Source organism: Priestia sp. GS2, from assembly GCF_036409025.1.
GTDB lineage: Bacteria > Bacillota > Bacilli > Bacillales > Bacillaceae_H > Priestia > Priestia aryabhattai_A.
In genome coordinates this window covers 1,609,152-1,630,686 of the sequence record NZ_JAZGJX010000001.1, presented here as the reverse complement: position 1 = coordinate 1,630,686, position 21,535 = coordinate 1,609,152, and the positions used below count along the sequence as shown (strand labels likewise).

The following is a 21,535-nucleotide window of genomic DNA, read 5'->3' as shown; positions in this document are numbered from 1 at the left end:
ACCTCCTAGGGTATATTAACCTGTAAATTTTTTTATTCTGTTGGTCCTTCCCATGCAAGCATACCGCCCGTCATGTTCTGAACCTTAAATCCTTGATTTTCTAAAAAGCGAACTGCTTGAGAGCTGCGCCCACCTGAGCGACACACCACCGTGTACTCAACTTTTTTATTAAGTTCGTGCAACCGGAATTCAATTAATCCTAACGGAATGTGAAGAGCGTTAGGAATTTTACCTTCCGCTACCTCAGCTGCTTCACGCACATCAAGGACTGTTAGCTCATTTAATTTATTTTCAACTTCTTTTGCTAAAATCTCTTTCATGAATAGTCCTCCTCATTAAATGAATAAGTTTACATTACCTTCTTCAGCGTCTGCTAAATAAGCAGCTACACCAGCATAATCGATTCCATCTACTAACTCTTCTTTTTGTAATCCTAATAAGTCCATCGTCATTGTACATGCTACAAGTTTCACATCTTGTTCCTTTGCCATATCAATTAGGTCTGGTAATGGAACTGCATTATGCTTTTTCATGACGCTTTTAATCATTTTAGGTCCCATTCCTGCAAAGTTCATTTTTGAAAGCCCCATCTTATCTGCGCCGCGAGGCATCATTTTACCGAACATTTTTTCCATAAATCCTTTTTTAGTTGGGACCATTGCTTCTTGACGAAGAGCGTTTAACCCCCAGAACGTATGGAAGATGGTTACTTCATGATCATATGCTGCTGCTCCGTTTGCAATAATATAAGCAGCCATGGCTTTATCGTAATCACCGCTGAATAATACAATTGTTGTTCTTTTCTTTACCATTTCTATGTCCTCCTTAAATTACTAATACTATTAGGGGTATATTTTATTCTAAAAAAATTTAGCCTTTTTGAATCCAAAATGATAGTACGTTATCTGTTTCTTCTGCTTTAACGATTCTGTGTCCCATTGACTTCGCCCACGCTGTTAAGTCACTTTTTGCTCCTTTATCAGTCGCAATAACTTCTAGTACTTCACCCGTTTGTAATTCGTTCATTGCTTTTTTTGTTCGTACAATTGGCATTGGACATGCTAAACCTTTTGCGTCTAATTGTTTTGTTACGTTCATTTCCCATTCCTCCATTTACCTACAGGGGTATATTTTATTCTAAAAAAATTAGCGACTTTTCACTAGTAATCCAACGGCTTCTTGGATCATTTCATCTACAGACTCGCCTGTTCTTTCTGCTTCAAGCGCACATTCTACTAGGTTTGTGCTCACCACAAGACCCATTGTACGGTCAATCGCTGATCGTGCTGCGGAAAGCTGCGTTATAACTTCCTTGCAGTCTTTTCCTTCTTCCATCATGCGCAAAACGCCGCGAAGCTGACCCTCTATACGCTTAACACGATTTTGAATTTGAGTCGTATATTCCATCAGCGTTCCTCCTTTTTTGAAGTGCTGTGTTTCGTTACTCATATAATATACCCCTACAGGTATAATTGTCAACATATTTTTTAAAATGATAAATGTGCCGACCATTTACACCTTTGTTAAAGCTTGATCATCCATAAAACAAAGCACTTATATCATTGATATAAGTGCTTCTAGGTTAAACGTCTTCATCTAAAAAAATACGGCTTCCGGTTGCGTTGCGCTGTTTTTGATACTTTCCTTTATAAGGTTGTTGAGCTGCTTGATCCATCTCTGCAAGCACAAGTTGGCAAATACGCCGACCGCTCACAAGCTTAATTGGCAACCGATTGGCATTATATAATTCCAGCGTAATTTGACCTTCAAACCCTGGGTCCACCCATCCTGCATTTTGAATGAACAAGCCCATTCGTCCAATGGAACTTCTTCCTTCTACAAAAGCAGTAACGTTCTCAGGAAGACGAATGTATTCAAGCGTTGTTGCCAGCAAGAAGGAATGGGGTGGAATGATCACCTCTTCATTTTCAAAATGCTCATACTGTATTTCTTCATCTAAAGACATAAGTCCAACTTGATGTTCTTTCACCTTTAAGTAGCTAAATCCCAGGCGTAAGTCAACAGATGCAGGCTGGATCTGCTCACTTGTAAGAGGTTCAATGGATAGCTTCTTACTATGCAGCTTTTCACTAATCGTTTTATCTGATAAAATCACGCATTATTCTCCTTTTTATGCTTTCTGTAGCTCCCATGTAAAGGGATCCTTTAAATCCTTCCAGTTCCCTTTCATTTCTTCTTCTGTCAATAAACATGCATCAATTTGCTTCATAATTTGTTCAGGGTTTAAATCAATTCCAATAAAAACAAGCTTTGTATGGCGATCACCATATGTTTCATCCCACGTGTCTAGCAAATGCGGATTGGCGCGAATAATCTGCTCTTGTTCAAGGGCTGGAAGCGATGCTACCCAATATGAAACGGGTTCAATACTAACAGATGGACCGGCTTGTGACATTAGAAGCGCAACGTTATTTTGCGTAGCACACCAAGCAATTCCTTTTGCTCTGACAATTTCTTTTGGCAGATTATTAACCCATGTCACAAAGCGCTCAGAGTGAAACGGACGCTTGATATCATATACAAATGAACCAATTCCGTACTCTTCTGTTTCAGGCGTATGCTCATGATGTCCTCCTTCTAATTCACGAAGCCATCCTGCTGATGCACTTGCCGTATCAAAATCAAATAAGCCCGTATTTAAAATCTCGGTAGGATCAACTTTTGAATGAGTTGTGCGAATGATTTTGGCAGTTGGCTGAAGTGTACGAAGCACTCCTTCGAGCTTTTGAAGCTCTTTTTCATCAACAAGGTCACACTTATTTAAAAGCAATACATCACAAAACTCAATTTGATCAATTAATAAATCTGCAATCTCACGCGCATCCTCTTCACCGAGCGCTTCTTTACGGTCTAACAATGAATCTCCAGATTGAAAGTCATGCCAAAAGCGATTGGCATCTACAACGGTTACCATCGTGTCTAATGTACAAAATTGTGTTAAATCAATGCCTAGCTCTTCATCTATATACGAAAATGTTTGAGCAACTGGAACCGGCTCACTAATTCCTGTTGATTCAATTAATATGTAGTCAATGTTTCCTCTTTGAACAAGCTTTTCAACCTCAACTAACAGATCTTCTCGAAGCGTGCAGCAAATGCATCCGTTTGACATTTCAACGAGCTTTTCCTCTGTCCTCGATAAATCCCCACCTTGCTTCACCAACTCTGCGTCTATATTTACTTCACTCATGTCATTTACTATCACCGCTACGCGAAGGCCATCACGATTCTGGAGCACGTGATTTAATAACGTGGTTTTCCCCGATCCTAAATAACCACTTAGTACTGTTACCGGTATTTTTTTCATATCAAATACCTCCTCATTAATTTAAATCGTAATCATTACGATTTAAATTATACTATACTATGTTTTTTTTGTGGAACGCAAGAAGTATTTGTGGAACGCCTTTTAACAATCAACCGCTTTCAGTCTAAAAAAAGAGTGTACATAAGCATAAAGACTCATTATAATTAGAAAGCATTTATACTTTTTTTACTAGAGAGGAACAAAGAAATGAAATCATCAACACCTTGTCCGGGTTGCCAGAAAGATATTACGGTTGAACACTTTGAAGAGTTTTCAACTCCTTTTACCATGGCATGCCCTCACTGTAAGGCTAAATTAAAGGAAACAAAAATGACGCCATTCCTGTTAGCAGGTGCCGTTATTATGGTTCCACTTTTTATTTTTCTTGGCATTTTTATAAAAGAGTTTCTAACAGGTTACTTTCCAATTGTGGAAAAAGTGCCGACCGCTATTGTGTTCTTGGCATTTGGATATCCTGTTTATGCCCTGTATGAATCAATGAATGCTAAAATTTTATTTACTAAAGGCAACCTGCAGCTGAAGAAGCGTGCTTAAACAACGTGGTGTACGCCACGCTTTTTATCTTGATAGCAGATCTATTCCGTTTTATAATAAAGCTAGTTACATACCTTAAAAGCTGCAATTCCTGCAGCAGGTGGATTTTTTACTGCTATTTTTCGCCACCCATCTCCTCGGAGATGGGTGGCTTTTGTATTGTTTAAAGGAGGATTTTTATGAATTTATGGTTTTATGCTCTCCTTGTCTTTTTAGGTGGGTGCTCGTATGGTGTTGTCTCAACTTTTGTGAAGCTTGGATACGCTGCGGGGTTTGGTGTGAATGCCTTAACAGGAAGTCAGTATCTACTAGGTGCACTTCTGCTTTGGATACTGGCTAGCTTTGTGCCCAAAAGTCCTCTTCGGAAAAAAAATTGGGCTGTTTTACTGCTCAGCGGGACGCCAATGGGACTAACAGGGATTTTTTACAACTACGCGCTTAGCTACATCAACGCGTCGTTTGCCATTATTCTTTTACTACAGTTCACATGGATCAGCATGATTTTACAATACGTGTTTGACAAGAAAGCACCTACTTCTAAGCAGCTAGTAGCAGCGGCTATTATTATGGTAGGTTCACTCTTAGCATCCGGCGTTGCTGAAAGTACGATTGCTTTTTCAGGTCTAGGAATACTCTTTGGTCTGCTTGCTGCCGTATCGTTTTCATTTTTTATCTTTTTTAGCGGACGCACGTCTATTTCGATTCATCCAATCCGCAAAAGTGCCATCATGACAACCGGTGCTGCGCTTCTTATCTTTATTGTTATGCCACCGACGTTTATGGTGGAAGAACTCGTATCTACACATCTATGGATGTATGGGCTATTAATGGGGTTATTCGGGTCATTGCTTCCTCCGATTCTGTTTAATATCGGCATGCCAAAAGTCGGTGGAAATCTTGGTGCTATTTTAAGTGCTTCAGAACTGCCAACCGCTGTGTTTATGTCCACTTTTGTGTTACATGAATCGGTTGCTTCTATTCAATGGATGGGCGTTATTCTTATTTTAGTTGGCATTGCTTTTCCAAGTTTAAAGCGCAAAGAGCGCTATGAAGTTCGTCTATAAAAAGAAAATATTTACAACTACTCACCCTTCCCTTATAATAATTGGAAAATAAAGGTAAAAAGAAGGTGCGTTATTGAGAAAAAACATGATGCTCGGGTTGCTTACTGCCATTATACTCTCAGCTTGTAATAGCTCTACAGTAAGCATAAGTGAAGTGAAAGGCGCTCCAAAGTCTATTGAAAAAGAAGCAAAGGCTGCATATGATCTTCAGCTCATTCAAGACGGTGACAATCAAACGTATCTTGTTTATCAAACATCTAAACGAGTATCAGCAGACCTTAAACAGAAAGATGACGTCATTACCATTGAGCTGGATGAGTCAGAATCAGAAAGCAAAACAAAAAAGCCGTTTATCTATAAACTTAGCTTAGATTCGCCTAATCATACGCTTAAAGTCTTTATAAATGGTAAAGAAACGCCGTTTGATAGGATTAAAGGTTAATAGAAATAAGCAGCTGGCTTCTGCCTCGCTGCTTATTTTTATTTAGCCTGTATATCTGCCTCATGCAAAATCATGAGCTGATGAAAAAGCTCCGCTCCAAGGAGCTCATTCAATTCCTTTAGCTTCTTATCGCCTATATCCATCGGATACATATGAAACTGAGTGAGTGCAGACACATGTTTAACGAGCTCGTCTTCGTACCCAAGCACCGTCAGCCAATAAGCTGCCAGCTGGGAAGAAACATAGTCATGACCGATAAAGCTCGCATATTTTGTTTCTTCCCCTTTGTAGTTCACAAATGACTTACACGTCCCTTTTCCGAGATCATGAAACAGGGCTGCCCACAAAAGAACCAGCTTGTTAGGGCCTGAATAGTGCTCTTGTATATACTGATAAACATAATACGTATGTCGACTAACAGAGAAACTGTGATACTTTGAGTCTTGCGGTAAATCAATAATCGCGTTAAAGTCTGGTATATAGCGCGCTAGTTCTGAAAATAACTCATCATGGGGCAAGTATTGGATAAAAAGCTTTTCACAAGCTTCTTTATGTTCATTAAGTTGACGCTCCTTAGCTGAAACATAGACCACTTCGTCCCAACCTTCGTTTTCAACAGGAATATGAACACTTTTATACATCCTGTTAATAGATTCCTCTTTCACCACTCTCGAACGCTGTTGATTGCGTGATTTCACTTCGTCAATATGTTCATTTAAATAGTACGCTTTTTTTTTACTTGCTTTGAACACTTGAGTAATCAAATGCTTTCTCCGTTTGCGATGAACGTTTGTCGCATCATATATCACATGCTGACCGCTTTTTAAGAGCTCCATGGCTCGCTCATTCATCACTTCAAATATCCTTCTATTTTCGTCTTGATTATTCACATCGCCCGTCAGCTCTTGTCTGATGTTATCAGAAGATAAGTGAACATATTTTTTAGTGGCCCTTAGTTCTTCAGCTAATGTGGATTTCCCACTTCCAGGAAGACCCACCAGCATAATTAATTCCCCGAGCTTATTTTCCATCTTACTCACCTTCTTTTGTTTCTGAAACGAATTCACGGTACCCTAACTCTGACATTTTCTTGTAGCCAAGCTTGCCTTTTTTCAGCAAGTTATATTTCACATCTAAATACTCGCTTCGCACATACGGCTTAATGTGCTGAGGAACATTTTGTTCTACCCAAATCATAAACTCTTTCTGCGTCTTCTTGGGAGCTTTTGCGTACCACTCATTAATTTGTTGTTTTGTCTTTTTTAAATAGGTAAAAATAAGGTTTGCGACGTTATTCACTCGCTCTTTGTAGCTATCTGGAATCTTTGACACTAAATCATCAAACGCTTCGTTCGCAATGGCTTCAATAATGACGTTCACAGACGAAACTCGGTCTAATAAGCGGTGCATGTTCACATAGTCATCGCATTTAACCTTTACGTAGTGACCGTCTACGTTTATAACCCAACCTTCTTTTTCGTTTGATCTTACCTGCTTCATTTCTACAAGCAGCTGTTCTAACGTTTTTTGTTCCAGATCAACTACTTTAATCTCGCAGTGGTCGGCTAGCTCAATTAGCTTGTGATAAGGGAGGTGCTCACCCGTTTCTACGCTCCTTGCTCCAATTAAATGCATGCCTTCATTTTTTTCTTCATACACCACAACATGAGCATCTTTTTTGGAAATGTACTCAAAGATGAACGTTAAATGCGGACGAGACTGAATCATACGAACATAGCTTTCAGTCAGCATCGCGTAGCCTTCAGCCAATCGCCAAGAATCTCTTGCATCAAGCGCCATACTTCCCGCTACGAAAAGTTGACCATTATACCAACGCGCATTTTGCATCGAACCGTCCAGCTTATTGGCTACTTCAACAGTCTGTGCTGAACGAAATTTCTCAGCAATCCTCTCTAGCTGATTTTCCTCCACCTCATTTAAGTTAAAAAACTTGCGAAAAGGCGTTAACACCAGCTCTTCTCTTTTTACATCAATCACAACGCTGCGACACTCTCGGTAAATTGAATTGGGATCTTCCCACATTTGCTGTTGAACTTCCGTTAAGTCGTAGCGAATGAGCATAAACTCATCTTTTTGATTTATATGCAAACAGTCAAATATATCGTGATACTCCTGCTTGCCAAGCTTTGCAATCCACGTTTTAAAATCATATGTATCCAAGCCAAACGAAGCTACGTACTTTCTTTTAATCTCTGTGACTAGCTGTAAAACTGGATTCCAAGAAGCCATGTTCTTCTCTCCCTTATTCTAAATCATTCCGTTGTTTCGTTATGAAAATAATAACATATTTTTAATTTAATAGAATATTGCTCTTTATAGGTGTTTAGCCATTATACTGTTTTATAAATTTTTTATATTCTTCTGGTAAGGTTAGATTGTTTTTTCACTTATTTCGTGCTTCTCATGAAACCTAAATATTAAATCAACATTCCATTATGATAACACCTTTATGAAATTTGAAGTCCAACCTGGTCTCATTCATGTTGTTCTTACTTCACCAAAAACAAAAGCACCTGTTGCCTAAAAGGTAACCAAGTGCTTAATTGTTTACTTTTCTTCAAATTTCTTCATTCTCTCTATTAAATCTAAATCTAGCTGTTCTTTATTTTGACTTACATATTTATATTCAAAATACTCAATTCTAGCTGCCGGACCAAATTCGCTATCATGCCAATTTGAGTAATCAAAATGTACATTTAGTTTTCCAAATGAATTAAGTAATAATGTCACTGAAAACCAAGGTTCTTGGTCATTATCAATAAAAACCTGTTGCAGTTTAACTGTTAGTTCAAACAATTTATGCATCTCTTCATCATGGACACTCTCATCTATAGGATAAATATCTGGGATATCATGAGAATAAACTGGTTCATTACTGTCAATAGGGGTAAAAAAGAAGAATACCCCCCCTTCTTTATCCTTCACTTCTCCATTGAAATAAAAGTCGCTCCATTCAATTGGAATTAAATCGTTAACTTGCTGAGCTATCTGTTTATATAATTCATTTAGTTCATTTTCAAAACTCATATTCTCAACCTCCTGATTTATTTTGTATCACTAACCTTACTTGTCGTTTTCCTTCAATTTGATATCTTATAGTAAATGAATCTGGTCGCATTGAGTTACTTGAATAAATTGGTTTAATATTAACGGAGACATTCTTAGGAGGCACCCCTTTTAATGCATTTGCCCATTCTGTCTCCATATTATACCAAACTCCACCTCTCCTATTAATCTGACTATTTTGTGGTACAAGATTATCTATATCCGCAGGGCCATTAAATTGAGCTCCTATTAAATGACCACCATCATCATCTGATAATCTATCTTTATCTCCTACATTCGCTTGTGCATATTTATTTCTATCAGCCTTTTTTAATATAAGTTCAGGAGCCTCAACATGGACTATACGCCCAAGTTCATCGGTAGTATATTTATAATCATCATTAGTTACATACTTTGCATTTGGAAGTAACTGTTTTTTTCCGTTTTTACCTCTTATTATATGTTTTCCGAAATCAATTTCTTTTATTTCCTTTATAATATTATCTTTAACTGTCCCCCTAGAAACACCCTGAACACTCTCAACATTCCAAACGCGCTCAACCTCTTTACCCTTCTTCTCCACTCCAACGGGTTTCTCCACACGCTCCACGTTCGGATTCGCCACAAATCTCCCTGTCTCTGGGTCTTGGTGCCGCTTGACTTTTGGGTTGTAAATGGGCGTAATCATCTGCATCGCTTGCTGCTTGACGTTCTGCAAGGTTTCCCTTACCGTCTGCTGGGCAAGCGCTGGACCGGCTGGCGCTAGTTTAGGCATGAACCTTGGCATGGTGCTGCCTAGAATGCTCGTATACGTTTTATGTAGGGATTGTGCCCACGATGCGGGCGCGGTTTTGACGCTTTGGTACGCTTGTTTGGTTATGTTGGAAACGGTGGTTGTCCGCAAAATGTTGATTTGAACCTAAGTGATTATATATATTTTAATTTGTAAATCTTCATAAAGAAAGCACTTCATTGCCTAGATAGACAATCAAGTGCTTTCTTTTAATTTTATAACGTAATTCATTACTAATTCTATCTATAAACCCACGAGGCTCTTTAATTTCGTAAGATTTTGGTTTGTTCCCTGTAATAAATACAGCGTATGTTTAAAATGTCATCTCGCCCAATTATCGTACTTTTTTTACTATCCAAGTATTAAAACGATACTCCATGATGGTACAACCTTCATGAGTTATGAATTTCATACAATCTTTTTAAATTACCCCTCATCTATTAATTATGTGAAAAAACCTTGAAGGAACTCACTTCCATTCAAGATCAACTTTATCGTCCATAATATTTCGAAAGTTATAATACAATATCTTGATAACCTACTTCTTCTACCATTTCACATTCGATTTTTATTCCCATTCCATTGTCAATATCCCAGGAAACATCACAAAGCAAACCTAATCTTCTTTTTCCATTCTTTCTTACTCTTCTTACAATTAATTCAACTGGCTTTACTATTCCTTTTAAATCTGAGATAGAATCAATCTTTGGTGCAAATTTATCTGCTTCTGATTCATTACCTAACATCTCTCTATACTCTTCATAGTTCTCAATATAGTAATCGTAGACTTGCTTTTCAGCCTCATGTATTATGTTTTTCATTTCTTGATTAAAGTTAATAAATGCTTCTCTTTGTACATTTGAAAAATCAGCATTTTCATGTGCATCAACACTTAAAAGTATTTCCCTTTGTAAATCAAACATTCTAATGGTTGTTTTTCCTCTCCAAAAATTGTTTTTATATTCAAGCTTTCCAAATAATTCATCATTAATTATGGCCATCCTAATTACTCTCCTAACTTAACTTTTATATTATATTCTCCAACTCCACCCAAATGTTTAAAAACACTATTGATTTTACTTGGCACCAATTGTATTGTTTCCAAGTCGTTAAGTTCATGCCAAGTATATTTATTATCTTCTCGCCAATCAGCTATATCTTCTGCTCTCCATTTTTGTTCTGGTGTACTCCACTTTTTAGCCAATTCTTCATCAGCAGTCGAAAAGTTTGATTTTCTATCATTAGTCATATTTTCTAATTTAATTTCACCTTTGGAAAATGGAGAAAAGTCTGGCATTCCGTTTTTATACTCAACTCCATCAACACCAGCTTCATCAAGGTTTTTTTTTATTTCACCGGTCTTATCGGAGATAAATAAAGATTCTGCTCGTTCGTTACTCCATTCACCTTTGTTAAGAGGGGTAGTTTTTACCCTTTGTTCATAAGAACTGTATTTAGGGTCTACGTCAAAACCTCTTGTAAACTCTATTTGGCTATTATTACCCGTACCCTTAGAACCGCCCTGAACCAGCTCAACCTTCCGAACGCTCTCAACCTCTTTACCCTTCTTCTCCACTCCAACGGGTTTCTCCACACGCTCCACATTCGGATTCGCCACAAATCTCCCTGTTTCTGGGTCTTGGTATCGCTTGACTTTTGGATTGTAGATGGGCGTGATCATCTGCATCGCTTGCTGCTTCACGTTCTGCAAGGTTTCCCTTACCGTCTGCTGCGCAAGCGCTGGACCGGCTGGGGCTAGTTCAGGCATGAACCTTGGCATGGTGCTGTCTAAAATACTCGTATACGTTTTATGTAATGACTGTGTCCACGATGCCGGCGCGGTTTTGACGCTTTGGTACGCTTGTTTGGTGACGTTGGCAACGGTGCTTGTGCGAAGCGTATTGCGCATTTGCGTGAGCTTTTTCTGCTTATTTGAATGGTAAATCTAAGCATTATATATTTTAATTTGTACTTTTATATAAAGAAAGCACTTGATTGTCTATTTAGGCAATCTAGTGCTTTCTTTTAATTATATAACGTAATTCATTACTAATTCTATCCTTAAACCCACGAGCAAGTTTAATTTCGTAATTTTTTGGCTTGTTCCTTGTAACAATACTTCATAAGTTTAAAATGTCTAATCTCCTATCATTGCTGCTTCTAAATATTTATATATTTTTTAATTGTCTTGAAGGCCTATTACAATCCATTCATCTACAATATCCCAAAAATCCACATTATATTCAGGCTTATCATTGGTAAACCACAATGTCGCTACATCACCTATACAGTTGTTTAAATCTATAGCAACATATCCTCCCATGCCATTTTCAAAAAAACCATATGTTGTAGCCATATTAACTCCTAATGGCCCATCTAATTCTTCAAGTATTCCCCATTCATGATCCTCAAAATGAGTAATGCGTTCTACTGGTACAAGTCCCATAGCTCTACTTGGCAGATAATAAAAACCATTGTGTAATTTTTCATAGAACTCCTTTATAGATTCTGGAACATTTGACCAATCGTGTTGCATTTCTGGAATAGAATTAGTCGGTATACCACCTTCATAATAAAGTATTTCGTCATTTTCACTTTTTACGCTGTATAGTACTGCATATTGTCCATTATCTACAATTAGTTCAAATTCTAATAAATTCTCTTTCAAGTATGATATAGTATTACTCAATTCTTTTTCACATACACTATTCCATAAAGCTATTAATTTATCTTTCTTTCTAGTTTTATCTGTTTCTTTAAATATCTCTATCCATTTTTCAGGCATATTTTCCTTTTCAATATTGAGTAAGTCTCTGTTAGACACAAACTCTATACTTTTTCTATATTGTTTTAAAAAAGATAATTTATCCACCCGAAATCACTCCTTTTTATTTATCCTATTAAATTCATCTATAATTTTTTGGATCTCAATTTCTAGTTCTTTTTCTTTTAATATCATTTTTTCCCTAAATACAGGGTTTACCGGAATATTTTCTTTTTTGTAGATGTACCAATCTGCAAATGACTTTGAACCTTTAGATGTATTAGCTGCTTCACTAAGACCTATAAAATTCTCTACAAAATTGGCAATTTCCTTCTGTTGATTGTAAGTTAATGTCTCAAAACCTTCCATACGAGCTATTTTCTCTAGGGAAACAATATGATCTGCATGCAGTTTTTTATCAATTATTTTTCCAGGTAAGGCAAAATCCTCAGTTCCAATAATATCATCAATATTTTTGTTAAATACTTTTTGCCCTTTCTGTACTGTATAGCTAAACATGACTCCCCCACCTAAATAGCCACCTTGTTCTGCTTTTTTCTTTCTGCCTATACTCAACTTTAATGCAATTTCGAGCCTTTGATATTGATCTAACAGCTCTAACATGCCATTCACAAAAAAATCATTTGGTTCATGTGTTTATATGCTGTAATTTGGCTGCTCAATCGTTTTAACATCTGCGCCGTATTTTTTAACTCTCGTTGTATCAATACTTTTGCCATATCAGAGCGCCACAAACGAGACGTATTCAGTGCAATTACCTGACTTACTTGATGATATTCTGTATCTGCCAATAGCTCTTGCAAGCCTTCTCGCTCAACAGTTAATCCATCTTCCTCAACTGTCTCTCCACTGATTCCTCTATCTTCATATATGTGAAGCTGTTGGAGTTTATTTTCGTCACAATACCTTTCAATTTCTTCTACTTGATACGCTAAGCTATACCCTTCACGTACTTGCCCTTTAGTTGAAACTCCTACATAACCAACTACCTTCTCTTTCATAATGCTCCCTCCCGTTACAGCAATTAAAGTCCCTGTAACGTTTACCCGTTTTTTGCAGATAACGTGTGCATAACGTCCATCCGTTAAAACGTACTTTACGATGACTTCAAAAAATAATACAACCCTTTATCTTTCCCTCTACTATCGTCGTACGCTGTTCACAGCCACTACAGTCTATAAAACAACAATAAAAATTTAACACTTAGCGCACTTATAAAATTATAATGTGTCTACTCATTTGTATCCTAAAACGCAAAAAAGCACTTGTTTCCTTTAATTGACAATCAAGCTCATTAAGTTCATCTATTTTTAAGTAGCATAAATTTGTAAGTTTTGTAGTAACAATATGACACTTTTTATATTTCATAACAAATACTAAACTTACGAGTTTGTACGAGTTCGTTAGTTTAATATACATTCCATGTGTTTATATTCATTGCCCAGTAAAATGTCATCTCGTCTAATTATCGTACTTTTTACACTAACCAAGTATTAAACAAAACTCCATGGTGGTACAACCATCATGAGCTATGAATTTCACATAAGCAATTTCATATCGTCCAACTTAAGTCTATTTTATTATATTGTTTCATTCATTTTCTCATGTACAATGTATCTCTCCCTTTATCACCACGAGCTTTGTCATTCGTATATCGCTTACCATCATAAGTATTTGATTCAATTGTTAGTTTATTTTTAACCATAAAATTTTATATACCAAAAGCTTTGAAAGGCATATAGCCAATCAAGGTAAAGTAATATATTCGGTTTAATTTACTGATAAATCAAGGGAATACTTATCATTTTCTTCTTTTTTTCTTAAAAATTAGCAGTCTTATCCGTACCCTATGTTGTAATCTAAAAATAAAAAGCACTTGTTGCCTCTAGTTGACAATCAAGTGCTTTAAGTTTCATTGCATCAGAAAAACAGTATGATACCTTTTGTGTCTCGTGCCAAGTACTACCTTTAAAACTTACGAGTTTGTGTTTAGTCGTTAGTTTTTTATGCGTTCCATGTCTTTGTACCCGACAACAAATAAAATGTCATCTTGCCTTAGCTCGTTTATGCTAGCTAACTAAAAAGCTCTTGATTAAGGATACTTCAATCCATTAATAAATTCCTTAAAACTCCCAGCGATTTTATACGTATTTTCTTCTTCACTTGATTCCGGGAAATAAAAAGAGTGATCCCAATAATATACACCATGGTTTTCAGTATCGGTAATGAGTACAATTAATCCTGAACCCGGATCATCACCTATTATTAAACTATTTGTTAACATATCTTCTTCAAACTCTTCATAGCATTCACTTAAATCAAATGTTTTTTTTACACCTAAACCATATAAGACATCTAATGGAATTTCCTGATTTAATTCTTTAACATAAAATTTACTATACCTAACTTTTGAAGTCCCTCCGTTATATTCACTTAAAAATTTTTTATAATCTTCAGGAAGTAAAAATCCTAAAAACTCTTCAAATTCTTCAATCGATTCTTTTGTTGCTTTACCAAAAGCATTTAAATTCATTTTATTTCACTCCCCTTTAATCTTTTTATTTCTTAGATAATGACATTCCACCCATGTGTCGGAATCTTCTGTGCATCTCTTTATCAATTTCTTGCATAGTAGTTAAATCTTGATGATGGTGCCATGTATTTTCATCTGATTTAGGACCATTTGGGGCTAATTCATCAGCCTTAGCAAAGTCAAGATCATATCTCTCAAACTTACCTATTGGAACTTCTTGTTTTACCATCCCAGCAGATTTGAAATCTGGAAAACCACCTGGATAAGAAACACGATTTGGTGGTATCTCCCAATCAGTATAAGTCCACGTTCCTTCCTCATCAATTTCGATTTTCCCACCTTTTTTCTGCCATTTGTCAGGATCTCTAGAATATGGTGGTTTAGTAGATAATTGTTCCTTTGTAAACTTCACTACTTCTTGGTTCTTACCCGTACCCTTAGAAACATCCTGAACACTCTCAACCTTTTTACCCTTCTTCTCCACTTCAACGGGTTTCTCCACACGCTCCACATTCGGATTCGTCACAAATCTCCCTGTCTCTGGGTCTTGGTATCGCTTGACTTTTGGGTTGTAAATGGGCGTAATCATCTGCATCGCTTGCTGCTTCACGTTCTGCAAGGTTTCCCTTACCGTCTGCTGCGCAAGCGCTGAACCGGCTGGGGCTCGTTCAGGCATGAACCTTGGCATGGTACTACTCGTATACGTTTTATGTAGGGATTGTGCCCACGATAAGGGCGCGGTTTTGACGGTTTTGACGCTTTGGTACGCTTATTTGGTTATGTTGGAAACGGTGGTTGTCCGCAAAATGTTGATTTGAACCTAAGTAATTATATATATTTTAATTCGTAAATCTTCATAAATAAAGCACTCATTGCCTAGATAGACAATCAAGTGCTTTCTTTTAATTTTATAACGTAATTCATTACTAATTCTATCTATAAACCCACGAGGCTCTTTAATTTCGTAAGTTTTTGGTTTGTTCCCTGTAATAAGCACAGCGTATGTTTAAAATGTCATCTCGCCTATTTATCGTACTTCTCACAAAATCCAAATATAAAATCAATACTCCATGATGGTACTACCTTCATGAGCTATGAATTTCAGTAAAGCAATATCCAATATCGTACACAGTTAAGATTTCTAAAAAGAAAACAAAAACACCTGATTCCTAATAAGGCAATCAAGTGCTTATAGTTAATTCTGTAACATACTCCCGAATATTACTGAACTGGTCCCATAAATTCAGTAATAATAAGAATATGTTCCTTCAGTTTGACTTTTTTTAGATTCTCTACTTTTTCTGCTCCACCTAAACCTAATAGCGGTGTATAGCCGAAGCACTCATCATAATCCAACTCACTATATTGTTTAAGGGCTTCGGGGTAAGGTTGCCAAGACAAATCCTCATCTCTAAATTCCAAATCATTAATATTTTGAAAGAAAAATTCAAATGTAAACATAATTGTCTTTACCACACCATACCTGTAATTAAGTAGTCTAACATATCCATCTGACCAAATAACTAGGTCACCCATACCTGTAGCAAACAACACAACTGAATCCTTGTATCTTTGACTACTCTCTCCCAAAATCTCTTTAAATTCCTCTGGATTTACACTTTTAAAATACCCTTGCATAAATGTACCAAATCCATAATTACTCCATAAATCTATAATTTCGTTTGGTACCAGTTGCATATATTTTTCAATGATTTCACTCGGAACTTTTTTATGCAATTTAAAATCTTTTAAGTATTTTTCCATTTATACTCCTCCCACTAATGTGTTAATTTCACATTCAAATAAGTATTTTTTAGTTGTTCTGGTGTCATACTTTTTGCTAATTCCTTGATTTGTTCATCAACAATATCAATCCTATATCGCCATTGACTACCTATTGATGAATTTATTCTCTTATCTCCCAAACCTCCTATTACTTCTGCCTTTCCTCCTGCTATCTGGTCTGGGTTGTGAAGTGCAGCTTGAGTATCTAACCACTCCTTAGCTTGTTTCTTAGCTTTCGATAACGTTAATCCTTCTCTTTGTAGTTCATTTATCTTTTGTACATAAGCTTCTTCCCTAGCAGCTTGTTGTGCAGCGTTACCTTCAATTGCACGCCCTTGTTCAATATACTTCTCACGATTTTTTAAATACTCATCAACTGTTAGTTCATTCATACCTTTTTCTTGGTCTTTCAATTGTCTTGCAAACTCTTCGGAGTCATGTTTATCATTTCTTTTAAAATTAACTTCAACTTCTTTTATTCTTGGTACATCATCTAAATGCTTTACATTACCCGTACCCTTAGAAACATCCTGAACACTCTCAACATTCCGAACCAGCTCAACCTCTTTACCCTTCTTCTCCACTCCAACAGGTTTCTCCACACGCTCCACATTCGGATTCCCCACAAATCTCCCTGTCCCTGGGTCTTGGTACCGCTTGACTTTTGGGTTGTAAATGGGCGTAATCATCTGCATCGCTTGCTGCTTCACGTTCTGCAAGGTTTCCCTTACCGTCTGCTGGGCAAGCGCTGGACTGGCTGGGGCTAGTTCAGGCATGAACCTTGGCATGGTGCTGTCTAAAATACTCGTATACGTTTTATGTAATGACTGTGTCCACGATGCGGGCGCGGTTTTGACGCTTTGGTACGCTTGTTTGGTGACGTTGGCAACGGTGCTTGTGCGAAGCGTGTTACGCATTTGCGTGAGCTTTTCGGTTCCTTTTGTCACCACGGCTTGACCCATATTGGCTGCGTAGCGCGTCGATAGGGCACCTGCGCCTGCAATGCCGAGCGATTGGAACAGGCTGTTTTGGCGCTGCTCTTCAGAAATCGCATTGCCAAACATGTCTTTTCCCGTTGTGAATTCGTACATGCCGTTTGCGGCGACTAGGCCGTAGAGACCTTTTTCTGCTTGTTCAAGCGCTTTAAACGATTTGGACGTTTTGTACGCATCAAGCGCATGATCAGCAGCGTTGACACCTTTGGCGGTAACATAGATGGCTTTTCCGCCTTTAGCTGCGCGACCTGCCCAGCCGACAACGGAAATAAAGCGAGTAATTGCTAAAAGAAAAAGGCATTTTTCAAACCAACCAACAAGAAATATTAGTTACTTTCATGAAAAAACACACTGCTTTGATTAAGATACAGTGTGTTAACTTCTATAAAGTACTTTCTACTCGATAAAGTTCAAGATTATTGCTTTACATTGAATTTGTTATTCAAATCCGGATGGTACAACCTTAATGAATTCTAGCTTTTTCACAGCATATTATATTTTAGATAGCAACGTCTTGAAAACCTACTTCAGTTACTTTTTCGTTTAACAAACGAACCCCTAGCCCATTTTCTGTATCCCATGTACAATTAAATGTAATTCCAATATCCCGACCGTCAAAAATATCTGCATAGGGAACAACAATCCCTTCTATACTTATCATTTCTAATATTTCATTAGTTGTTTCAACTAATGGATACTTTTTACTCACTTCAATATCAAATCCTAATTCATTTCTCTTTTGTCCGTAATAAGTTAGAATAGATTTTAATATATATTTTTGTATGTCGTTCCAATTTTTCATTAATGATTGATATGCTATATACTGACCTTCATCAAACTGACCATCCTCCTCACCATCTATTAATAAATTGACTTCTGTTGTATTTCCAAAAAAGTCTATAATGATAACTCTTGACCACCCAAATTCATACTCAATTTCACCAAAAACTTCATCTTTTATAGTCATTATATAATCTCCTCTCCTTACTTATTGGCAAAGCCTCCAGGTCCAAACGCTCCTGCATTTATTTCGCCGACACCACCAAGGTGTCCAAATTCACTATTAACTTTTGTTGGCACAAGTTGCATTGTTTTAACATCATTTAATTCATGCCAAGTAAAATTATTTATTTCTCGGTATTTTTTTATATCTCTTGCTCTGATTGTACCAGGTTCCATTCCAAACTGCCTTGCTAATTCAGCCGAATTATTTAGCTTTTCAGCTAATTTTTGATCTGATTGTATAAAATTAGCACGTCTAGCTTTACCTCCATAAACACTCTTTCCACCTAAAATATAGTTAATTTCCACTTGAGCTTTTGCAACTGGCGAAAAATCAGGAACTCCATTTTTATATTGAATACCTTTAATCCCAGCCTCATCTAATATACGTTTCAATTCAGGATCTGGTGGTGGATTAAGCGTACTTAAAGATTCTCCTCTGATTCCTTCAAATTCAACCTTCGAATTAATGGGTGATGGTGTCTGATTAAGGCGTGCTTCATACGAACTAGCAAATTCATTTTGTCTGAAAGCAGCTGGAATGTCATTACCCGTACCCTTAGAACCGCCCTGAACCGGCTCAACCTTCCGAACGCTCTCAACATCTTTACCCTTCTTCTCCACTCCAACAGGTTTCTCCACACGCTCCACATTTGGATTCGCCACAAATCTCCCTGTCTCTGGTTCTTGGTAGCGCATACAATAAAACAGCACATCTTTACTTTACCCATTGGTTATCGTCACGAACTTTGTCATTGTCGTTAGTTTATTAGCCAATTCCATGTCATGCTACCCCTACCATATAAAATGTCATCTCCCCTAATTATCGTACTTTTTTTACTATACAAGTATTAAAACGCTATTCCATGATGGTACTACCATCATGAGCTCTCAATTCTCAAACAAATTATTTTCTTATTGTCTCACTCAAGTATCAGTTAATTTATTATAAATTAAAGAAAAAAACCTTGAAAGGCGTAAAACCATTCAAGGTATGTTTTATTATCGTTCTTTAATCAACTAGTAACTCCAAATAATATTTATCATTTTCTTCTATCTTTCTTAAAAATTCTTCTAGAGAAGTCGCAATTTGAATATCATAATAGTAAACTACACTTCTATTATTTTCATTCAATTCTATTGACATTAAAGCTGATTCACTGCCTTCAAAAAATATTAGTTTGTTATTCTCAAATTCATCATAGATTTCTATGTCAGGATAAAACTCAAAATCATTAACTCTTAATCGAAAATCCCTTACTGAATATGGGTCCATAATACGATTAATATTAAACTCTGAACCTTTAATAAATCCGTAGCCAACCTCTATATAAAAATTAACTAACTCCTTAGGAAATTTTAAATCGAGTTCCTTCTCAACCTCTTTTATTTCGTTTTCATTCACTTGATAAAAACTATTTTCTTGGTTTTCCTTAATAAATTCATAGCTCATTATTTTTTACCTCCTTTAAATAGTGTATTTGCTGGTGAACCAGCTCCATGAATACCAGCTTGATGCTCATTTGGGAATTTTGCAGGATGCATATTCCACCATTCATGTTCTCCGCCAAAAGTATTTTCAATTATATGATGAGCATCATACTTATCTCCTTGTTTCCTAATTATTTTACCTGTTCTTTCCGAAATAACATTTTCATTATACACAGGCCACTTTTGCCCAGTATTTTCTTCCCACTCTTTAATTACTTTATTTTTTACTTTATCAAATTCTGCCCTATGCTTAGCTGTATCTATTGGTGACATTTTTTTATATTCTTTATTTCTTAAGGCTTCCTTTAACTTCTCTATTTGGTTTTTAGATAACTCTCTGCCGGTTCGTCCTTCTATATCTCTAATATATTTTTTTATTGTATCAGAATCTATCTTATTACCCGTACCCTATGTTGTAATCTTAAAAGCTAAAAATAAAAAAATTCAGCCATTTTACCACCCAATTAAACTACTTCTTTCTCTTCTATTATTGGCAATTCGTAAGCAGTTTGGTGCTTCATCATGCCATAAACAATGTTCACAAGCCTTCTCATTATACATACCAATGCTTGCCCCTTTGTTTTACCTTCTTTAAGTTTGCGTTGGTAGTAAGCATAAAACACTGGGTTCCTTGGTAACTTACTTCCTTTAGCTACTTGCACTTGTTGTACAGCTAGATTGTAAAATAAAGCGTGAAGCGCCCGATTTCCCTGTTTGCTTTTTTGTTCCTTGCCTTTCCCACCAGACCCAAAGTAAACAGGCGCAATCCCCGCAAATCGTGCCAATTTGTTGGCATTTGGAAAACGTCTAACGTCACCAATCTCCGCAATTAAAGCGGAAGCTGTCACAAGGTCAATGCCTGGCATGGAGTCTAGTTGAAAGTCTAGTAAACTCATTAACTGTTTTAGTTCGCCTTCCACATAGTTCATTTCCTTCTTTTTAAACGAAATGTCTCGAACGATGCTTCTTACTAGAAAGTCTCGCGTTTCCTGATGTTCTTTTGTTGTGTTCCCATCTTCTATTACTAGCTTCAATATTTCATTCGCTTTTTTCACCGAACAAGTATTATGGCTCACTTCTAATAAGAAGGTGGTCAATTGTTTTATACTCACACCTTCTAAACAAGACTCGGAGAAAAACTTCTTATAGCTTGGATAATGATGGCTCAATTGAATATGCAGTTGGTTTTTTAAAGCACCTTGAGCTTTCACCAATGCATTTCTTCTAGTAACCAATTGTTGTATCGACCAAAATAAATCATGTGGTTTAGCGTTAGGCAATTGGCTAAGTTGTCTTACCAATATTCTAGCGACACATTCCGCATCCCAGCTATCACTTTTTTGTACGGTAACATAGCTTTTTCGTTCAGCATAAGAAAGAGCTGGGTTAACCTCTTTTACAACTTGTCCATGGTCCGTTAGAAATTGTGCCAATGCTCGACCGTAACCACCCACATCTTCTAAACCGAATATAGGTGTCAAGCCTTCTTCTGTCAGTGCATCAATATCCAGTAAAAACGTGGAGAAAGCAGAGGGTTTATTTTCAAACTTTATTTCATCTAGTTTTTCCTGCCAACAATTAATAATCACTGCCACATGGTGCTGTTTATGTAAGTCTACACCCACATAAATATGTTTCTGCTTTTCATGCATGGCTCATCCTCCTATTCAGTTGTCAATGATTGAATGAAAATGCC

At 36.8% G+C, this 21,535-nt stretch carries 26 protein-coding genes and 1 pseudogene; 3 read left to right on the top strand and 24 right to left on the bottom strand.

The window, feature by feature from the left end; translation table 11 throughout:
• Positions 1 to 32: 32 nt before the first annotated feature.
• The 6 genes from V2145_RS08520 to V2145_RS08495 all read right to left on the bottom strand — a co-directional run bounded on the left by V2145_RS08520 (position 33) and on the right by V2145_RS08495 (position 3,328).
• Positions 33 to 320 carry a rhodanese-like domain-containing protein gene (locus tag V2145_RS08520; protein ID WP_330987550.1) on the bottom strand — a complete coding sequence of 96 codons (288 nt, stop codon included), beginning with the start codon at positions 318 to 320 and terminating at the stop codon, positions 33 to 35.
• Between the two features lie 15 nt (positions 321 to 335).
• Positions 336 to 812 carry a DsrE/DsrF/DrsH-like family protein gene (locus tag V2145_RS08515; protein WP_094912901.1) on the bottom strand — a complete coding sequence of 159 codons (477 nt, stop codon included), beginning with the start codon at positions 810 to 812 and terminating at the stop codon, positions 336 to 338.
• A 58-nt stretch (positions 813 to 870) separates the two neighbouring features.
• Entirely contained in the window at positions 871 to 1,098 is a 228-nt protein-coding gene (locus V2145_RS08510; RefSeq protein WP_094912900.1) for a sulfurtransferase TusA family protein, read from the bottom strand.
• Between the two features lie 48 nt (positions 1,099 to 1,146).
• Positions 1,147 to 1,407, bottom strand: a complete 261-nt coding sequence (locus V2145_RS08505; protein ID WP_094912972.1) for a metal-sensitive transcriptional regulator — start codon at positions 1,405 to 1,407, stop codon at positions 1,147 to 1,149.
• A 175-nt stretch (positions 1,408 to 1,582) separates the two neighbouring features.
• The gene (gene dcd, locus V2145_RS08500) at positions 1,583 to 2,116 is read right to left on the bottom strand and encodes a dCTP deaminase (RefSeq protein WP_094912898.1); all 534 of its coding nucleotides are present in this window, start codon (positions 2,114 to 2,116) and stop codon (positions 1,583 to 1,585) included.
• A gap of 15 nt (positions 2,117 to 2,131) precedes the next feature.
• Positions 2,132 to 3,328, bottom strand: coding sequence for a GTP-binding protein (locus tag V2145_RS08495; protein WP_210607986.1), 1,197 nt, complete (start codon positions 3,326 to 3,328; stop codon positions 2,132 to 2,134).
• 207 nt (positions 3,329 to 3,535) lie between these two features.
• On the opposite strand from V2145_RS08495, the gene V2145_RS08490 reads away from it, so the two are divergent.
• From V2145_RS08490 to V2145_RS08480, 3 genes are all read left to right on the top strand, one after another.
• Positions 3,536 to 3,883, top strand: a complete 348-nt coding sequence (locus V2145_RS08490) for a hypothetical protein (protein ID WP_094912896.1) — start codon at positions 3,536 to 3,538, stop codon at positions 3,881 to 3,883.
• A gap of 179 nt (positions 3,884 to 4,062) precedes the next feature.
• Positions 4,063 to 4,947: an EamA family transporter gene (locus V2145_RS08485; RefSeq protein ID WP_094912895.1), complete on the top strand. Its 885-nt coding sequence runs from the start codon at positions 4,063 to 4,065 to the stop codon at positions 4,945 to 4,947.
• 73 nt (positions 4,948 to 5,020) lie between these two features.
• The gene (locus V2145_RS08480) at positions 5,021 to 5,389 is read left to right on the top strand and encodes a hypothetical protein (protein ID WP_076513629.1); all 369 of its coding nucleotides are present in this window, start codon (positions 5,021 to 5,023) and stop codon (positions 5,387 to 5,389) included.
• Positions 5,390 to 5,427: 38 nt separating this feature from the next.
• On the opposite strand, the gene V2145_RS08475 is transcribed toward V2145_RS08480, so the two are convergent.
• The 18 genes and pseudogenes from V2145_RS08475 to V2145_RS08385 all read right to left on the bottom strand — a co-directional run bounded on the left by V2145_RS08475 (position 5,428) and on the right by V2145_RS08385 (position 21,491).
• The gene (locus V2145_RS08475) at positions 5,428 to 6,420 is read right to left on the bottom strand and encodes an AAA family ATPase (RefSeq protein WP_119542725.1); all 993 of its coding nucleotides are present in this window, start codon (positions 6,418 to 6,420) and stop codon (positions 5,428 to 5,430) included.
• Position 6,421: 1 nt separating this feature from the next.
• Complete coding sequence (locus tag V2145_RS08470) at positions 6,422 to 7,639, bottom strand: RNA ligase (protein ID WP_330987548.1); 1,218 nt, start codon at positions 7,637 to 7,639, stop codon at positions 6,422 to 6,424.
• A 318-nt stretch (positions 7,640 to 7,957) separates the two neighbouring features.
• Positions 7,958 to 8,437, bottom strand: coding sequence for an immunity protein YezG family protein (locus V2145_RS08465; protein ID WP_094912892.1), 480 nt, complete (start codon positions 8,435 to 8,437; stop codon positions 7,958 to 7,960).
• Positions 8,438 to 8,441: 4 nt separating this feature from the next.
• Complete coding sequence (locus V2145_RS08460) at positions 8,442 to 8,954, bottom strand: DNA/RNA non-specific endonuclease (protein ID WP_442956798.1); 513 nt, start codon at positions 8,952 to 8,954, stop codon at positions 8,442 to 8,444.
• Between the two features lie 809 nt (positions 8,955 to 9,763).
• Positions 9,764 to 10,249: a DUF6985 domain-containing protein gene (locus V2145_RS08455; RefSeq protein ID WP_078989700.1), complete on the bottom strand. Its 486-nt coding sequence runs from the start codon at positions 10,247 to 10,249 to the stop codon at positions 9,764 to 9,766.
• 5 nt (positions 10,250 to 10,254) lie between these two features.
• Complete coding sequence (locus V2145_RS08450) at positions 10,255 to 11,157, bottom strand: HNH endonuclease (protein ID WP_330987547.1); 903 nt, start codon at positions 11,155 to 11,157, stop codon at positions 10,255 to 10,257.
• 270 nt (positions 11,158 to 11,427) lie between these two features.
• Positions 11,428 to 12,120: an SMI1/KNR4 family protein gene (locus tag V2145_RS08445; RefSeq protein WP_222483127.1), complete on the bottom strand. Its 693-nt coding sequence runs from the start codon at positions 12,118 to 12,120 to the stop codon at positions 11,428 to 11,430.
• Positions 12,121 to 12,126: 6 nt separating this feature from the next.
• Positions 12,127 to 12,636, bottom strand: coding sequence for a hypothetical protein (locus tag V2145_RS08440; RefSeq protein WP_330987546.1), 510 nt, complete (start codon positions 12,634 to 12,636; stop codon positions 12,127 to 12,129).
• A gap of 5 nt (positions 12,637 to 12,641) precedes the next feature.
• Entirely contained in the window at positions 12,642 to 13,034 is a 393-nt protein-coding gene (locus V2145_RS08435) for a recombinase family protein (protein ID WP_330987545.1), read from the bottom strand.
• A 1,091-nt stretch (positions 13,035 to 14,125) separates the two neighbouring features.
• Complete coding sequence (locus V2145_RS08430; RefSeq protein WP_078990064.1) at positions 14,126 to 14,566, bottom strand: SMI1/KNR4 family protein; 441 nt, start codon at positions 14,564 to 14,566, stop codon at positions 14,126 to 14,128.
• A 25-nt stretch (positions 14,567 to 14,591) separates the two neighbouring features.
• Positions 14,592 to 14,978, bottom strand: coding sequence for an HNH endonuclease (locus V2145_RS21445; protein WP_078990564.1), 387 nt, complete (start codon positions 14,976 to 14,978; stop codon positions 14,592 to 14,594).
• Positions 14,979 to 15,787: 809 nt separating this feature from the next.
• Positions 15,788 to 16,330 (bottom strand): T6SS immunity protein Tdi1 domain-containing protein, encoded by a 543-nt coding sequence (locus V2145_RS08420; RefSeq protein ID WP_061786728.1) that lies wholly within the window; start codon positions 16,328 to 16,330, stop codon positions 15,788 to 15,790.
• 14 nt (positions 16,331 to 16,344) lie between these two features.
• Positions 16,345 to 16,830 carry a polymorphic toxin type 15 domain-containing protein gene (locus V2145_RS08415; protein ID WP_226638941.1) on the bottom strand — a complete coding sequence of 162 codons (486 nt, stop codon included), beginning with the start codon at positions 16,828 to 16,830 and terminating at the stop codon, positions 16,345 to 16,347.
• A 1,015-nt stretch (positions 16,831 to 17,845) separates the two neighbouring features.
• Positions 17,846 to 18,313, bottom strand: coding sequence for a DUF6985 domain-containing protein (locus tag V2145_RS08405; RefSeq protein WP_076513995.1), 468 nt, complete (start codon positions 18,311 to 18,313; stop codon positions 17,846 to 17,848).
• Positions 18,314 to 18,330: 17 nt separating this feature from the next.
• Positions 18,331 to 18,972 carry an HNH endonuclease gene (locus V2145_RS08400; protein ID WP_330988129.1) on the bottom strand — a complete coding sequence of 214 codons (642 nt, stop codon included), beginning with the start codon at positions 18,970 to 18,972 and terminating at the stop codon, positions 18,331 to 18,333.
• A gap of 388 nt (positions 18,973 to 19,360) precedes the next feature.
• On the bottom strand, positions 19,361 to 19,801 hold the full coding sequence (locus V2145_RS08395) for an SMI1/KNR4 family protein (RefSeq protein WP_076513623.1): 441 nt from the start codon (positions 19,799 to 19,801) through the stop codon (positions 19,361 to 19,363).
• Positions 19,801 to 20,247, bottom strand: a pseudogene (locus V2145_RS08390) (LXG family T7SS effector ribonuclease toxin YxiD); the annotation flags it as partial. The gene V2145_RS08395 and the pseudogene V2145_RS08390, both read right to left, overlap by 1 nt.
• A gap of 56 nt (positions 20,248 to 20,303) precedes the next feature.
• Positions 20,304 to 21,491 carry an IS110 family transposase gene (locus V2145_RS08385; protein WP_318757652.1) on the bottom strand — a complete coding sequence of 396 codons (1,188 nt, stop codon included), beginning with the start codon at positions 21,489 to 21,491 and terminating at the stop codon, positions 20,304 to 20,306.
• Positions 21,492 to 21,535 lie beyond the last annotated feature (44 nt).

What these genes read in the sequence shown, in the direction of transcription:
- V2145_RS08385 (WP_318757652.1), bottom strand. Translation starts at nt 21,491, where the DNA reads ATGCATGAAAAGCAGAAACATATTTATGTGGGTGTAGACTTACATAAA.
- V2145_RS08420 (WP_061786728.1), bottom strand. Translation starts at nt 16,330, where the DNA reads ATGGAAAAATACTTAAAAGATTTTAAATTGCATAAAAAAGTTCCGAGT.
- V2145_RS08465 (WP_094912892.1), bottom strand. Translation starts at nt 8,437, where the DNA reads ATGAGTTTTGAAAATGAACTAAATGAATTATATAAACAGATAGCTCAG.
- V2145_RS08475 (WP_119542725.1), bottom strand. Translation starts at nt 6,420, where the DNA reads ATGGAAAATAAGCTCGGGGAATTAATTATGCTGGTGGGTCTTCCTGGA.
- V2145_RS08485 (WP_094912895.1), top strand. Translation starts at nt 4,063, where the DNA reads ATGAATTTATGGTTTTATGCTCTCCTTGTCTTTTTAGGTGGGTGCTCG.
- V2145_RS08440 (WP_330987546.1), bottom strand. Translation starts at nt 12,636, where the DNA reads ATGTTAGAGCTGTTAGATCAATATCAAAGGCTCGAAATTGCATTAAAG.
- V2145_RS08490 (WP_094912896.1), top strand. Translation starts at nt 3,536, where the DNA reads ATGAAATCATCAACACCTTGTCCGGGTTGCCAGAAAGATATTACGGTT.
- V2145_RS08405 (WP_076513995.1), bottom strand. Translation starts at nt 18,313, where the DNA reads ATGACTATAAAAGATGAAGTTTTTGGTGAAATTGAGTATGAATTTGGG.
- V2145_RS08495 (WP_210607986.1), bottom strand. Translation starts at nt 3,328, where the DNA reads ATGAAAAAAATACCGGTAACAGTACTAAGTGGTTATTTAGGATCGGGG.
- V2145_RS08520 (WP_330987550.1), bottom strand. Translation starts at nt 320, where the DNA reads ATGAAAGAGATTTTAGCAAAAGAAGTTGAAAATAAATTAAATGAGCTA.
- V2145_RS08510 (WP_094912900.1), bottom strand. Translation starts at nt 1,098, where the DNA reads ATGAACGTAACAAAACAATTAGACGCAAAAGGTTTAGCATGTCCAATG.
- V2145_RS08455 (WP_078989700.1), bottom strand. Translation starts at nt 10,249, where the DNA reads ATGGCCATAATTAATGATGAATTATTTGGAAAGCTTGAATATAAAAAC.
- V2145_RS08515 (WP_094912901.1), bottom strand. Translation starts at nt 812, where the DNA reads ATGGTAAAGAAAAGAACAACAATTGTATTATTCAGCGGTGATTACGAT.
- V2145_RS08435 (WP_330987545.1), bottom strand. Translation starts at nt 13,034, where the DNA reads ATGAAAGAGAAGGTAGTTGGTTATGTAGGAGTTTCAACTAAAGGGCAA.
- V2145_RS08395 (WP_076513623.1), bottom strand. Translation starts at nt 19,801, where the DNA reads ATGAGCTATGAATTTATTAAGGAAAACCAAGAAAATAGTTTTTATCAA.
- V2145_RS08470 (WP_330987548.1), bottom strand. Translation starts at nt 7,639, where the DNA reads ATGGCTTCTTGGAATCCAGTTTTACAGCTAGTCACAGAGATTAAAAGA.
- V2145_RS08430 (WP_078990064.1), bottom strand. Translation starts at nt 14,566, where the DNA reads ATGAATTTAAATGCTTTTGGTAAAGCAACAAAAGAATCGATTGAAGAA.
- V2145_RS08505 (WP_094912972.1), bottom strand. Translation starts at nt 1,407, where the DNA reads ATGGAATATACGACTCAAATTCAAAATCGTGTTAAGCGTATAGAGGGT.
- V2145_RS08450 (WP_330987547.1), bottom strand. Translation starts at nt 11,157, where the DNA reads ATGCGCAATACGCTTCGCACAAGCACCGTTGCCAACGTCACCAAACAA.